The organism is Flammeovirga sp. MY04, from assembly GCF_001682195.2.
Lineage (GTDB): Bacteria > Bacteroidota > Bacteroidia > Cytophagales > Flammeovirgaceae > Flammeovirga > Flammeovirga yaeyamensis.
In genome coordinates this window covers 4,373,400-4,389,358 of the sequence record NZ_CP003560.2, presented here as the reverse complement: position 1 = coordinate 4,389,358, position 15,959 = coordinate 4,373,400, and the positions used below count along the sequence as shown (strand labels likewise).

Annotated in this window: 11 protein-coding genes; 7 read left to right on the top strand and 4 right to left on the bottom strand. The window is 34.5% G+C overall.

The annotated features are described in order from the left end of the window. Nucleotides 1-176 precede the first annotated feature (176 nt). The 4 genes from uvrA to MY04_RS17410 are packed head-to-tail and all read left to right on the top strand — an operon-like array spanning nt 177 to nt 5,428. A complete protein-coding gene (gene uvrA, locus MY04_RS17425; RefSeq protein WP_066211781.1) occupies nt 177-3,002 on the top strand; it encodes an excinuclease ABC subunit UvrA in 2,826 nt (941 codons plus the stop codon). An 8-nt stretch (nt 3,003-3,010) separates the two neighbouring features. Continuing rightward, nucleotides 3,011-3,577: an alpha-ribazole phosphatase family protein gene (gene cobC / locus MY04_RS17420; RefSeq protein ID WP_084005942.1), complete on the top strand. Its 567-nt coding sequence runs from the start codon at nt 3,011-3,013 to the stop codon at nt 3,575-3,577. Between the two features lie 2 nt (nt 3,578-3,579). After that, nucleotides 3,580-4,323: a segregation and condensation protein A gene (locus tag MY04_RS17415; RefSeq protein WP_066211777.1), complete on the top strand. Its 744-nt coding sequence runs from the start codon at nt 3,580-3,582 to the stop codon at nt 4,321-4,323. Continuing rightward, nucleotides 4,310-5,428, top strand: coding sequence for a glycosyltransferase family 39 protein (locus MY04_RS17410; RefSeq protein ID WP_066211775.1), 1,119 nt, complete (start codon nt 4,310-4,312; stop codon nt 5,426-5,428). The genes MY04_RS17415 and MY04_RS17410 overlap by 14 nt, the downstream gene beginning before the upstream one ends. 32 nt (nt 5,429-5,460) lie before the next feature. Here MY04_RS17410 and MY04_RS17405 read toward each other — a convergent pair whose 3' ends face one another. Both MY04_RS17405 and MY04_RS17400 read right to left on the bottom strand, forming a co-directional pair. Continuing rightward, nucleotides 5,461-6,252, bottom strand: a complete 792-nt coding sequence (locus MY04_RS17405; protein WP_066211772.1) for a hypothetical protein — start codon at nt 6,250-6,252, stop codon at nt 5,461-5,463. A gap of 119 nt (nt 6,253-6,371) precedes the next feature. Beyond that, complete coding sequence (locus tag MY04_RS17400) at nt 6,372-7,004, bottom strand: hypothetical protein (protein ID WP_066211770.1); 633 nt, start codon at nt 7,002-7,004, stop codon at nt 6,372-6,374. A 361-nt stretch (nt 7,005-7,365) separates the two neighbouring features. Between MY04_RS17400 and MY04_RS17395 the strand changes: the two genes are divergently transcribed. Further along, the gene (locus MY04_RS17395; protein ID WP_066211768.1) at nt 7,366-8,052 is read left to right on the top strand and encodes a spondin domain-containing protein; all 687 of its coding nucleotides are present in this window, start codon (nt 7,366-7,368) and stop codon (nt 8,050-8,052) included. 64 nt (nt 8,053-8,116) lie between these two features. Here MY04_RS17395 and MY04_RS17390 read toward each other — a convergent pair whose 3' ends face one another. Beyond that, nucleotides 8,117-9,022, bottom strand: a complete 906-nt coding sequence (locus MY04_RS17390; protein ID WP_066211764.1) for a mechanosensitive ion channel family protein — start codon at nt 9,020-9,022, stop codon at nt 8,117-8,119. Nucleotides 9,023-9,152: 130 nt separating this feature from the next. Then, nucleotides 9,153-10,814, bottom strand: coding sequence for a S41 family peptidase (locus tag MY04_RS17385; protein ID WP_066211762.1), 1,662 nt, complete (start codon nt 10,812-10,814; stop codon nt 9,153-9,155). Between the two features lie 335 nt (nt 10,815-11,149). Between MY04_RS17385 and MY04_RS17380 the strand changes: the two genes are divergently transcribed. After that, nucleotides 11,150-12,640, top strand: coding sequence for a DUF5723 family protein (locus tag MY04_RS17380; protein WP_066211760.1), 1,491 nt, complete (start codon nt 11,150-11,152; stop codon nt 12,638-12,640). 106 nt (nt 12,641-12,746) lie between these two features. Continuing rightward, nucleotides 12,747-15,896, top strand: coding sequence for a hypothetical protein (locus MY04_RS17375; protein ID WP_066211759.1), 3,150 nt, complete (start codon nt 12,747-12,749; stop codon nt 15,894-15,896). Nucleotides 15,897-15,959 lie beyond the last annotated feature (63 nt).

The following is a 15,959-nucleotide window of genomic DNA, read 5'->3' as shown; positions in this document are numbered from 1 at the left end:
TCAATGATTTTTTCGTCAATTCACAAGATATTTTCTTACTATTTGATGTTTAATTAATGCATTTCTCTAATTTTATAGTCTGTTTTTTATCATCTTGTATATGAATAATGGTAGTGCGTTAAAACGTAGATCCGATTATTCAAAACTAAGATTTCAAAAGTCACCATCAGCTTTTTATGCGTTCAGTAGATCAACTCAACCCCAAAGAATACATTATTGTCAAAGGAGCCAAAGTCAACAATCTAAAAAATGTTGATGTGTCCATTCCTAGAAATAGTTTTGTGGTCATCACAGGTGTTTCAGGATCTGGAAAATCCTCCTTAGCTTTCGATACCCTTTTTGCAGAGGGACAACGTATGTATGTGGAAAGTTTGAGTTCCTATGCCCGTCAGTTTTTGGGCAGAATGGAGAAACCTGAAGTGGAATACATCAGAGGAGTTTGCCCTGCCATCGCGGTAGAACAAAAAGTCTCTACAAAAAACCCTAGGTCTACTGTAGGTACAACCACCGAGATTTACGATTACCTCAAATTACTTTTTGCAAGAGTAGGTACTACATACTCACCTATCTCTGGAGAAAAAGTAAGTAAATCTTCAGTAACGGATATCGTCAACTACATCTATACTTTTAAGGAAGGCACAAGGTTTATTATCTCTTGTCCATTAAAAATTCCTGAAGGACGTGAACCAAAAATTGCTCTCAACCTTCTTTTACAACAAGGTTTTACTAGAGTGATTGCTGATGGTCAAGTGGTGTACATCGAAGAATTAGTAGAAAGCTTAGAAAAAGGCGAAAAGGTAGATCTCAAAGCCTTGGAAATGCTGATTGATAGAAACGCAGTCAAAAAAGACGACGAAGAGAATCAGTTTAGAGTAGCTGACTCCGTTCAAACTGCGTTATTCGAAGGTGTTGGCGAATGTAGAATCGAAATTATCCAAAAAGGAAAAGACAAAATCAGCACTACCTTCTCCGATAAGTTCGAAGCAGACGGAATGATCTTCGAAGAACCAAGTGTTAACCTTTTCAGTTTCAATAACCCCTACGGTGCTTGTAAACGATGCGAAGGTTTCGGTAAGATTTTAGGTATTGATCCTGATTTAGTCATTCCGGATAAAACACTTTCTGTAATTGATGATGCGATTATGCCTTGGAGAACGGAAACCATGAAAAAATGGTTGAAGCCTCTTACAGATAACGCTCACGAAAACGGCTTCCCAATTTTCAGATCGTACAACGAATTATCTGATGATGAAAAGGATATTCTTTGGAACGGTAAAGGCAAGTTTAAAGGCATCAACAAGTTCTTTGATCACTTAGCTTCTAAAACGCATAAGATTCAATACCGCGTGATGTTATCAAGATATCGTGGTAGAACTGTATGCCCAGAATGTCACGGATCAAGACTTAGAAAAGATGCTTCTTATGTCAAAATCGATGGTAAATCAATTATTGATGTGGTATTAATGCCTATCGAAGAATCAAGTGCCTTTTTCGATAAAATCAAATTAAACAAACATGAGCATAAAATTGCCGATCGTCTTCTTGCAGAAATCAAGAATAGATTGCAATACATGAATAAAGTGGGGTTAGGTTACCTTACCCTCAACCGTCTGACAAGTACTTTATCGGGTGGTGAATATCAAAGAATAAAATTAGCGACTTCTTTAGGTTCTGCGTTAGTTGGGTCGATGTATATTTTGGATGAGCCAAGTATCGGACTTCACCCAAGAGATACACAAAACCTAATCGTTGTTCTAAAAGAATTACAGCGATTAGGAAATACGGTTATCGTAGTAGAACACGAAGAAGAAGTCATGCGTGCAGCCGACGAAATTATTGATATCGGACCGGATGCAGGTAGTTATGGCGGTCAACTTCAATTCCAAGGAAGCATTGACGAAGCTATCGCCAACCCAAAACAGTCGCATACCACTCGTTATCTAAGTGGATTATCAAGTATTCCAACACCAGAAAAGCGTAGACCTTGGTCGGAATATATCGAAGTGATTGGAGCCAAAGAAAACAACTTGAAAAACCTCGATGTCAAATTCCCATTGGGGGTAATTACATGTATTACTGGGGTGTCTGGTAGCGGTAAATCAACTTTAGTAAAAAAATGTCTGACTCCTGCTTTAAATAGAGCATTGGGAAATCATACAGACGAAAAAGCAAAGATTGATCGAATCGATGGCAACATCAAGAGTATTACCAAAGTGGAGTTTGTCGACCAAAACCCTATTGGTAAATCATCTCGTTCTAACCCGGTAACCTACGTTAAAGCATACGATCCAATCAGAGAATTATTCTCTAAGCAACCACTTTCTACCAACAGAGGTTACAAGCCTGCTTTCTTCTCTTTCAATGTCGATGGAGGCCGTTGTGAAACTTGTCAGGGTGAAGGAACAAACAAGATAGAAATGCAGTTTATGGCGGATATCTTCCTTCCTTGCGAAAGTTGTGGTGGTAAGCGTTTTAAAAATGAAATTCTTGAAGTAAAATATAAGGAGAAAAGTATTTCTGACATCCTCGAACTCAGTGTAGACGAGGCGGTAGAATTCTTTGCCGATCAAAAGAAGATTATCCAGCGTCTCCAACCACTACTTGATGTTGGTTTAGGTTATATTCGTTTGGGTCAATCATCAAATACTCTTTCTGGCGGAGAGGCACAAAGAGTAAAATTAGCTTCATTCTTAGCCAAAGGCACATTAAAAGAATCAGAAAGAGTACTTTTTGTATTCGATGAACCAACAACCGGACTTCATTTCCAAGACATCGATAAATTAATGAAAGCCATCAATGCATTAATTGATAAAGGGCATACGGCCATTATTATCGAACATAACGTGGAGGTCATTAAAACGGCTGATTGGATGATCGATATCGGTCCTGAAGGAGGTAAAAACGGTGGAGACATTGTCTTTGAAGGAACTCCAGATGATATTATTAAAACCAAAAATGGCTTTACTGCAGGCTATTTAAACGCAGCCATGAAATCTAACTAATTTACTATATGAGCATGACGATCTATCTTGTTAGACATACTACCCCTGATGTCGAAGCAAGCAAAATTTTATATGGACAAACGGATTTGGATTTAGATCAAAATTTTGATGTTGAAGCCGAAGAAGTAAAACAAACTATTGGTGATGATGGACTATCCAGTATTTTTTATAGTCCACTAAAAAGGTGTAAACAATTAGCAAAGAAACTACCTGCTGATATTCACATCGAAGATGATCGTTTGCTAGAAATTAATTATGGTGATTGGGAGATGAAAACCTTCCACGAATTAGGGGCAGACTTAAAAGAGTGGGCCAAATATTTTGATCATAAGGCGGCTCCAAATGGCGAATCTTTGATGGATGTAAAATCAAGATTATGCGATTTTTGGCAGGATAATATTCAATATGATGAAGGGAAAAGCATTGCTATTGTCACACACGGTGTTGTAATGCGAGTAATTTTATGTTACCTTCTCGAAATGCCTTTAAAAAATATCTTCCGAATTCAGTTTGGGTTTGGTAAGGTGATTAAGATTGAACTACAGGAATCTGGTAGAACTAGAGTAAACATATAACAATGAGCTTCGAAATAAAAATCCAAATATTTGAGGGTCCTTTTGATCTCCTTCTTTTCTTTATTCAAAGAGATGAATTAGACATTCATGACATTCCAATTTCCCAAATAACCAACGATTTCTTAGGGTATATGGAAGAAATGGAACGCCTCAATATTGAATTGGCAAGCGATTTTATTGTGGTTGCTGCTACATTAATGCGTATCAAAGCAAAAATGTTATTACCAAGAGTTGAAAAGGATGAGGAAGGCAATGATATCGACCCTAGAGATGAGCTAGTCAAACACCTTTTAGAATACATGAAGTACAAGTCTGTTCTTCAAACACTAGAAGAGTGGGAAATCTCCATGCTAAATAGAGAAAAGAGAGGGAATATCTCCAACGAAGTCTCTGATATTGAAGAAGAAATCGGAGTAGAAGCCGAACTTCAGAATGTGGATTTATTCAGCCTTCTAAAGTTCTATCAAAGTGCCTTAAAGAAGCTAGATGCCCAAGAAAATGCTCCTCGACATCAGGTAGTAAAGTATCCGTATTCTCAAGAAGAAAGACAAGACAGTATCATCGATACCTTAAAAACTAAAGAAAAGTTTAGTTTCATGGATTTAATTAAAGCAGATTTTAATAATGTGGCTATCGTTTTCAACTTTCTAGCTGTTTTAGAATTACTTTCTCAAAACAGAATTACCATTGAAGTACACGAAGGATTCAACAATTTTGATATTAAGAGAATTGATGAGGCTGCTTAATTCTATCCAAAAAAAGTCCTATCATTATCCTCTACTTTTTATCCTTTGGTTAATAACACATGGTATATTGTGGCAGAGTATTGGACCTAAATTAGGTGCTGATTCTCGCTTCTTTTTCTACCTTTCTGATGATATACTTAATCATCAAATGACATTCGATAGAAGCGTGTGGTACCTAACTTATGGTATTTTCATCACATTCTTTCGTCTATTTACTCAAAAAATTGAAGCGATTGTTGTTGGACAGTTAGCTTTGAACTTCCTCAGTGGCGTCTGTTTATATCAGATAATTAAAAAATATTCAGATCATTCTACAATTGCTTTTTTAGGGACATTTGCCTATTTGTTCTTCCCTATTTCTTTAGAGTGGAATTACATCATCTATAGTGAGTCTCTATTCACATCACTTTCTATAATCACCTTTTATTTTTTCACACGAAAAAAGTACTGGAAATTCACTTTCCTATTTTTACTCACATTTTTTACACGACCTAATGGTATTGTATTATTAAGTGCTCTTGTCATTGCCTATTTCTTAGAACTATATCAATCCAAAAAAATTAAAAGAAGCTATATAATTGGAATATCATCTATCGGCTTTCTTTTATTATTGATAATTTTAAACCGTATGATGTCGTTCTATGGTCCGCTTATGATAGAAGGATATCTAATTGCAGAAATCATTTACCCTAAATACACGTATTTCATTCAACCCATTGATACCCCTTTTCTGATATCAAAAGATCACAACATACTTTTACAGTTAATAGGTTTTTCTCTTGGTAACTTATGGTATTCTATTCAACTATTTACTATAAAAAGCATGTTCTTTTGGGGACATATCAAACCCTATTATTCCACTTTACATAATCTGTTAATTGTTGTAACTCTTTATCCACTTTATTTTATTTCGGTATTTGGTATTCGACAAATAAATAAGTGGGATCTCCTTTTAAGATCATTTGTTTTGTTTATCCTTTTTCAAGGTCTAGTTGTTGGTTTAACATCAGAAAATTGGGATGGAAGATTCTTACCTCCTTTGCTTCCTTATTTGATTATTTTGGGATGTTTAGGCCTAAAAAAATACCCGACCTTATCGAAATAAAGTCAGGTATTAATTATTTATATAATCGGTATCTATTTTACGAAATGTAAATTACTAATTGGAACAGTTATAACATCTTGACCTATTTGATAGGTAATCGAATCATCTGCTTTGTTATAACGAACAAACATATCTTCACTACTTGCATAATTTGATTCTTTATAATTTGCTGTATTTGGAGTAATGAATTGAATTTCACAATCTACATTATCACCAGTCCATGACATGATGTATTCAAATTTAAATGTATGTCCCACTAAGTTTGCAGGTATTTCTACATTATGAGGTCTTTTTAAATCTTCGCTTCTATCTGTTGATTCTTTTATGATTTGAGTATCTACTTTTCTATTTACAAGGTAATCTGGCGCTTGAATGGAAGCCAATTGCTTGTTAGAAACAGGTGAGGTAGTTTGGATAACTGTTAAACCTTTATCGTTTACCGGACGAACTTTTTCACTTAATTGAGCTGCTGGCTGGTCTTTTTTAGGATTTGAAAACCCATAGTCTTCAAATTTAGCCTGTTGACTTACGTCTTCTTTTGTGAACTTATCTAAGGTTTTTAAAGAACTTTTTGATGAAATAGAACCACCTTGGTTTTCGTCTGGCTTGGTATCTACTCCAGAAACTTCATCTCCTCTATTTCCTTCGGGAGTTTCTGTTACTGTTTGATCTGGCGTTTGTGAAGTTGTAGAATCATTTGTGGCCAAAACTGGTTTTTCTACTTGTGGTTTCTGAGCTACAGGTTCAGGATCTTTATCTTTATTACAAGCTGAAATGGATAATAATAATGCTAGTGGTGCGATGAATTTGATTGAATTTTTCATGATAATTATAGTTTAATTTAGTATTAGATGTATGAAGTTATTTATATAGATTTCTAAGTTTCAAAGGGAAACTATATCTGAGCGAATACTCCCTCACATATAGTTTTCCAAAACAAAGTTTATTTTTTCGTCACTTTATTTAGATTTGACACTTTTACAGAATAATGTCTACCCATAGCTTCGAATGAAATTGTATCTGCCGCTTTATCATAAGTAAAAGGAAGATGATCATGACCAAAACCATTTACCGTTCCATCGGCATATAATAAGTCAATATGGATATCAATAAAGTCTTTCGATAACACTAGAAAATTCACATCAGACAAGAAATCATCGTTGGGTGTTTGCTGTTCAAAAGCATATCTTTTACCTGTCATAAAGAAACCGTCGGGAATTGGTTTCTGTGATTCGAGATATTCCTGGTATTCTTTACTCTGAATGAATGATGCGAACTCTTTTTGTTGGAGCTTTGAAGGCTTAATCGGGCGGTTTTCCGATCCCTTTAACCCTGAATTTTCTTGAGGAGTTTCATCTGTAGTGGAAGGTTTAGTTGTTGTCACCTCTTCTGTGCTTGTGGTTGTTTCAGGTTTCTGAACAGTTGGATTAGTTTCTGTAGAATCCGTTTTGGCTTGAACCTGTTCTGCTGGTACTTCTATTTTTGCTTTTACTGGCTCTGGATCATTTCCTTTATTACAAGAAAATAATGAGAACATAAATGCTGTGGTTGTTAAGATATAGATTGACTTTTTCATAGATTAATTAGATTTGATTGATTTGTTAAGAATAATTAAAATTACTTCTTCAAATAACGTCAGTGTTAAAAAAACGGACATCAAATTAACAGTCAATAACAAAGAATCAATTTAACTTTTCCAAGACAAATAAACTAAAAACACCTATTAAACACACAATATCAGATATTTACATATTGAATAATTATATTATTTAAATTTTATATAAATAATGACCTTTCAAGTATTTACTTACACTTTTAACAGTTTAAATAATTCTATGAATGTGAAATACTTCACACTCTAATTACCAAAACATCATTAAATTGTGATTATAAATCATTATTCAGCACCTAATTAACTATTAAAAATACTACTTATCATGAAGAAATTTCTCTTACTATTTACCATTGCCCTATTCTCTTTAGGTTGTGATAACAACGAAAATGATACACCTCCTACTAATCTTCCTGAGCTTTCAGAAACAGCAACCTACAAAGTCACTTTCCAAGGAACATGGAGTAGTAGCAGTCATCCAACCGAATACCCTAGCAACTCTCACTTTTCTGGTGTTATTGGTATGACCCACAATCAAGATACTAGTTTTAGAACTGTTGGGCAGTTGGCTACAGAAGGTATTAAAATAATGGCCGAAACTGGTGGAAAAGGCACCCTAAGTAGTGAAATAAACTCCATAATTGAAGATGGTAATGCTTCAGTATTAATAAGTGAAGGTGGTCTTTCTACTGGTTCTAGTGGTATTAGTTTTGAGGTAACTGTCGATAAGGATTACCCCTACATCAGTTTATTTTCTATGATTGCTCCTAGCCCTGATTGGTATGTAGCTATCGAAAATTACCATTTGATAAATGAAGGAGCTTGGGTGGAGTTAATCACTTTACAACCCATGCATTATGATGCAGGCACTGATAGTGGAGTTTCTTTTGCATCACCAAATGCTCCTACCACACCACAAGAACCCATTTCTATTATTACAAGTTCTCCACTTGGAAATGGAGAAATGGTCAATCCGTCGGTCGCTACTTTTACTTTTGAAAAAATGGAATAAAAAAAGGCTTTCGTGGATGTGTATTTTCATCTACGAAAGCCTTTTTCTTTATTCAAATTAAAGACTAATTTTCTCTTATTTCATTTTGCTTAGGCATTGTTAAATGCTCCCACCCGCTTCCTAAGTTCAAATCTCTTTGAGGGAAAGGAATAGAAATACCTTCATGTTTAAAGCGCTCAAACAAGGCATAATAGATGGAGCTCTTTAAATGTCCTGGCTGAGAATAATATTTAACAGTCCATACATTTAGGGTAAAATTGATAGAGTTATCACCCCATTCTACGAACATTAAATCAGGAGCAGGACTTTTCATCACTCCATCAATATGATTAAGGACTTCTAAAGTAACTTCTCTAACTTTTTTAGGGTCTTCGTTATAAGATACACCAATTGGAATTCTTATTCTTACTCTCTTCTCATTATGCGACCAGTTAATCACATTATTTGATATAAACTGAGAGTTTGGAACAATTACCGTAATATTATCATTGGTTAAAATGGTTGACGATCTAGAATTGATTTCTACCACTTTACCTCTAGTATCACCAATTTCAACCATATCACCTACTTTAATTGGTTGCTCAAATAATATGATTATACCCGATATAAAGTTATCAGCGATTGTTTGTAAACCAAAACCAATACCTACACCAAGTGCACCAATTAGGACTGATAATGAGCTAAGATTAATTCCTGAAGATTGAAAAATGATAATACATCCAATACTCACAAAAGAATATCTAAATATCGTCCCGATATTATAGCTTACCGATTCTTCCAATCCATATTTGGGAAGTATTTTATTTACCAACATTTTTCTTAGCCTACTTGATAAAAAGAAAACCAAGACAAAAGCCAGAATAATAGCTATTACAGATAGAGGAGTAAACTCTTTTCCACCTACGTGGAAAGGGTAAGTAAAAATCTCAACAATAAGTTCAAAAAGTTCATTATCACTTATTTCTTCCATAGTAGTTTAATTTTTTTGAGGTTAATAGATTGTAAAATCCTGTTCCAAAACATAGATTTTAATAAAAATAAAAAGGCTACCATTAAGGTAACCTTTTATATCAAAAATCTTATTTTATCACCACTGAAAATTAATTTCCAGATAATATTTTCTGATAACGTGCATCGTCATTCAATACTTTCACCGCCTCAATTACATCAAGGTCAGCAGTAAATGTAGATTCGATTTCACCAGCTTCAAGGTAATATCTTTTACAAATTTCTGCTTCAAGTACATCTGTGATTTCTTGCCTAAACTTAATCACATCCGACTCTTTATTATGATAAACTAATTTTCTCAAGTTTTCGATTTCATCTTTAATGTCTTCGTAATACTTGTCTTCTTTAGCACTTTTTTCTAACTCTTCCATAGTTACTTCTACTTTCGTTTGGTAACCATAATCTTTATCTTTTAACCATTCTACAAAATCCTCAAACTGAGCATCAGATAGATTAAAGTCCCTTGCAGCTACAATTTTTTCATTCTCATGATGGAATTTAGTAGCGTAGTCAAAAATCAAACCTTTAAGAATTAAAGAAACTGTAATCTGAGCAAAGTTGAATGGCTTTACTTTGATATCTGGCATTACACCACCACCATCTAAAACAGGTCTTCCGTTGGCTGTTTTAAACTGTTCTCTTAAAGAATCAGCTACAACAATCGCTTCTCCATCTTCATTTCTATGGCTATAATCAATAGCTTGAATACATCTACCTGATGGAATATAATATTTCGCTACAGTTACTTTAAGTCTTGAATTGTAATCCAATGGACGAGTGGCCTGAACCAATCCCTTACCAAATGATCTTGATCCTAATAATACGCCTCTATCATAATCTTGAATAGATCCTGAAACAATCTCAGCAGCAGAAGCAGATCCGCCATTCACTAACACAGCTATTGGTATCTCTGTATCTAATGGAGGGTTCATGGCTTTATATGTTTTATTCCAATCTTCGATTCTACCTTTAGTGTATACTACATCAGAACCTTTAGGAACAAATAAATTCACAATACTCACCGCTTCATTTAATAAACCACCAGGGTTTCCTCTTAAATCGATAATAATTTTTGTAGCACCTCTGTCTTTTAATTCAGTAAGTGCATCTCCAACTTCTTTACTTGCATTTCTAGTAAAATCAGACAACTGAATCAATCCTACATTATCTGTCACCATACCATAATATGGGACATTATTAATTTGGATTTTTTCTCTCTTCACCTTTACATCAAAAGGTTGTTCTTGCCCAAATCTTTTAATAGTTAAAGTGACTTCACTACCAGCTTGTCCCTTTAAATATTTAGATATTTCTTCTGTATTCTTTCCTGAAATATCATCTCCATCTACTTTCTTAATGATATCTCCAATCTGAAGTCCCGCCTCATAAGCTGGGTAACCTTCATTAGGAAGAATGACAGTAATGTCTCCATTTCTATTTCCTACGACAACACCTAAACCACCATACTCGCCAGTTGTCATCGTTCTATAATCTTCGATTCTGTCTTCTGGGATATAATTTGTGTAGGGATCTAACGTAGCTAACATTGCCTCTATGCCGGTAGTCATTAACTCCGAAGGGTTAACATCATCAACATAATATGTATTTACTTCTTGATAAAGTTGAGCAAAGATCTTCATGTTCTTTGCAATTTCGAAGTAGTGATTACCTAATTTCTTGCTTGTAAAAGAGAAGAATAATAGAGGTAGAATCACCAAAGAAGATAAGAATATGTGCTTTTTCTTTAAACGCATATATTTATATATTAAAATATGAGTGGTAATCTTAATTAGGCGTGACCAAACTATAGATCGACATTAATAAATAAAGTTAAAGGAAAATTAATCAAAAATCTTCTATTTATTGATGCTTTATATACTTTTTCAATAATTTTTAGAGGAACTAACGAAAATGCACTCATGTTTTATTATATTTACAATTCTTAACACCCTAGTAAAACGTAACAAATTTCTTTTTTGATTAAATCACGGGGTTAAGTACCATAAACTATCTTCAGGCTGATATGAAACTCTATAGATTTCTACTTTTTGCTATATTTCTGGGGCTACCTATTATAACTTATGCCCAAATGGAAGGGAGTGTCTACTCTGTCACAGGTCGTGGCGGTGTAGGAACTACTTTTGTGACCGATTATCAAGCGATTGGTATTAACCCTGCCAATCTTGGAATCAAAAAAAATTACAGAGATCCCAAATTTACTTTTGGATTACTCGAATCGAACTTCATCTTTTCATCAGAGGCAATTAACACTCAGGAGCTTCTTAGTGCATTGACTGATTACAGAACTACAAAATTTAGTCTCGAGGATAAACAAAGAGCTGTTGATAAATTTGACAGTAAAGTAACCACTGTAGATGCAAGTGTTATGTTATTTGGTGCAAGTATGCAACTGCCCAAAAAATGGGGTGGTGTAGCCATCAGCATCAGAGATAATGTTCATACGAGGGTAAAAACAAATGCTTTTGCAGCTGAGGTTTTATTCTTTGGAGCGACATCAAGTTACTTTCCTAAATTAGAATTAGCAGATGGAAGTATCATCGATAACCCAAGACATACTGGACAAGGTGAACCTTTAACTTCTGAACAAATTTCTCAAGTTAGAGGCGGATATTTCGAAAATGTAGACGATGCTCAAACATATAGTGAACTATTAGCAGGTACAAAAACCAAGTCTACTTGGGTGAGAGAGTATAATGCAGCTTGGGGTGCACAAATTTTAGAAACATACGATTTGTCAATTTATGGAGGTTTCGGTGCAAAATACATTCAAGGTTTAATGATTCTTGATTTTGAAGTAGATGATAATGGCAATATGAAAGATGCTGTTTTCTCTTCTTCATTTGTCAACCCAGAAGATGTATTGAATGCTGCATCTCCAGATGCCAATGCTATCATTAACTCTACTACTGCAGACAATCGTTCTATGACTCAAAAAGCACTTTTCCCTAAAAATGCTGGTTGGGGTTGGGGTCTTGATTTTGGTCTGACATTCGTTATTAAAAGAAACTTAAAGGTAAGTGCAGCAATTTCTAATTTCGGTAAAATGAATTGGGAAGGTCAAGTTTACTCAATTAATGATGGTAAACTAGCTAATATTAATGGTCAAGGTTTAGATAATTACAACTTCTTGATTAATGATCAATCTGCCTTTCAATTTGCAGGAACTAATTCTGCTTTAGACTGGACGACTGATGCTAAAAAAGAATCATTTGATTTACCGACAATATTACGCTTCGGAGCGAGCTACGAGTTTTTCCGTTTAGTACATGTTGGTTTCGATGTGATTATTCCTCAAAATAATGAGCCTGGTAACATAGAAAATCCATTTTATGCCATTGGTGGTGATTTCAGACCATTCAAAAGATTTGCCTTCTCTACAGGGTTTAACTATGGAGGCAACAACGAAGTATTTAACTTCCCACTTGGTGTTACTTATTTCTCAAGAAAAGGAAATTACGAGGCAGGTATCTCTACCCATGACGTAAAATCTTACTTTGCCCAATCGGCAAATACAAGTACAATTTCATTGGCAGGAGGTTTCTTAAGATTCAAAATTTAAACCTAGCTTTTTCATAGATCTTTTTAGTATAAAACCATCGTTTTTAATAAACAATAAGTATTTGCCCAATATTTGCAGTAGTGACTTCAAATGTGTTCAATTGAATATGAAAAGAAGTTTCTTACATATATTAATCTTATTATTTAGTATTTCATATACTCAGGTATTTGGTCAATTTGGTGTGGATATCAAAAACGGAGATCTTATCAACACCACCGAAGTCCAATTATCTATTAATATCCCTGATGCTATCAAAATGATCATTAGTAATGATTACGATTTTGGTGATGCAGAATGGGTGAATTACCAAAGACACTATTTTTGGACACTTAACGATGGTGATGGGGAAAAAGAAGTTTTCCTTAAATTCCTTTTAGCAAACGGTCGAGAAACCGATGTTTTTGTAGCCTACACTATTCTAGATACCAAACCACCTTATGCAGGTCGAGTAAACTTTTCTAGAGGTAATTATACACGTTCTAGAAGAGTAGAAATTGATTTAAAATGTAAGGAAGCAACATTCATGAACCTCAGTAACACAGGAGTGTTTAATGATGCAGATTGGATGCCTTTCAGAAAACATATTCACTCTTGGATGCTTACTTCTGGTGATGGTTTAAAAAAGTTACATGTAAAGTTTAAAGACAATGCAGGTAACGAAACTAAAGTGTATACCGACTATATCAAATTAGATACTCAAGCTCCCGAACCAAAATATATTGATATCGTTCCAGATTATGCTGTTTATGATCGTGCTAACGATATCAAATATGTAAATCAACATAATAAAATTGTAAGCTTAGAAATGGAAGCAAAAGGTGCTGAATACATGAAAATCAGTAACAGCATGAACTTCTATGGACATAAATGGAGAAGATATACCGATTTCCTTGACGAATGGGAAATGGAAGAAGATGTTTTCGAAGGCTTCAAAAAAGTATTTATCCGATTTAGAGATAAAGCAGGTAACGAATCAAAAACCATTTCTCAACGTATTTATGTTGATACAAAACCGCCAATTAATCCTAGAATATCAATTAATGGTGGAGATGAATATACTAAGTCTACTCATGTCACACTTCAGTTAAGAGCGACTGATGCCTATGAAATGAGGATTGCCAACGACAAAGAATTTGATACTGCCGGAGAATGGGAGTTTTACAATAGAAACAAAATTTGGGAACTTCAAGAGGGAGAAACAGGTAAAAGGGAAGTTTGGATTTCTTACAGAGATAAAGCTCGAAATCAATCAGAACCTATAAAAGCAGAGATTATATACGATAAAGATCCTCCTAGCGATGGTCAGATATTTACTCAAGGTGATATAACATCTACTTCTGAAAAATCTATCAATATTCGATTAAAAGCGGAAGGGGCCTTTTTAATGAAGATAGCATTAGAAGATCGATTCGAAAAAGCACCTTGGAGAGATTATGATACTCGTCCTTTTTCTATTTTCCTTGGAGATGATGGTGGATCAAAAAAGATACTAGTACAATTTAAAGATCGATCGGGAAATCTATCTGAAATTTACGAAAAAGAGATTTTTCAGAAAATTAGAGCTTTAACGCCGATGATTGTCATCGATGAGAATCAAGAATACAATACGGATAAAGAAGGTAAAGTCAACCTATTTTTGTATTGCTTGAATGCTACTAAAATGATGGTAAGTACATCAGAAGATTTTAGTGATGCGGAATGGATCGATTATAAAAAAAGAATTCCATTCTACTTAAAAAAACCTGATGGAACTAAAACTATCTACGCAAAATTTAAGACCTCTACAAATACAGAGTCTATCACTGTTCGAGATCAAATTCAGTGGGACATTACTCCTCCTCAAAATCCGACAATGGAGTTAAAAGTTCTTCCCACAGAATCAAGAATTTATTATACAAAAGATTATATCGTTAAGGTAAAAGCGGAAGACGCAGTTGCCATGCAAATTACTGAAGACTCATCTTTCACAACTGCATCATGGAAACCTTATGTAGAAACTCCTTTCTTTTATGGAATGAGTGTAAAAGGAGGACCTGTTGGCTACCGTAATTTATATGTCCGATTTAAAGATTTTGTGGGTAACCTTTCAGAGCCTATTAAAAAGAAAGTGTATTTCGATGCTACTGCCCCTCAAAATCTAGCCGTTCGAGTTATTGTACCCGAGATACAAGAAAATATTGCTGTTCCTTTACAATTCAATTTTGTGAGGGAAGCTGCTTTACATATGGAAATGATTGCTGACTCTGCTTTCTATATGAGAATAGCTGATAATCCTACTTGGCAAAATTCAGAATGGATTCCATATCAAAGAGATTATCATTATCCATTAAGTGGTCAGGAAGGTAAGAAAATAATCTACGTTCAGTTTAAGGACGACCATGATAATGTAACTCGAATTATCAAAAAGAACATTATTTGGGATAGAGATCCTCCTTTACAACCTCAATTGATTATTAATAAAGGAGATGAATATACAAGAGAAGCTACAAGAAGAGTTGTACTTAATCCAATATGTACAAATGCTGATTTCATGGTCATTTCTAATAACGCAGATTTATCTGAGGGGTATTGGACGCATTACCGATCAAGAGTAAATTGGTTACTTACTGAGGGCGATGGTGAAAAAACCGTCTATGTAAAGTATTTTGATTATGCTGGCAATGAATCTTTCGAAGCTAGAGCACATATCAATTTAGATCGTTCTACTCCTTCTATTAATTCTATCACAATTAATAATAAAGAACAACTAACGGGAGATCCAGAAGTAACCTTAAAAATTGATGCAACTCATGCTGCTGAAATGATCATTTCTAATGATTATAGTTTTGCTTCTCCTTCTTCTTGGGAACCTTATCAGAGAGAAAAGAAATGGAGATTGCACCCTCACTCTAGTCAAGCTAAAGTATTTATCAAAGTAAGAAACAAAGCAGGAATGCAATCTGCACCTTCTTATTCAACAATAAAACTAGATACAGATCACCCTATATTATATAATATCCAAATTAATAATGGGGCAACGGGTACGGAAGAACAAGTGGTTAAAGTTCAGACGCATGCTTCTGATGATACTATTGAAATGCAGCTTTCGAATACCAACAAATTCTATAACGCTGAATGGATTCCATACACCACTGAGGTTGAATGGGATTTAGGAGGAAGAGGCAGAAAGTATGTTTACGTTCGATTTAGAGATGAAGCAGGTAACGTTTCTCAGCCATTAAGAGCTGAAATTTTAGTTTACGAACAAGTAAGATAATTCTATTTCATTAAAATACAGAAACCCCTTTTACAAAAAATATAATTTGTAAAGGGGTTTTGT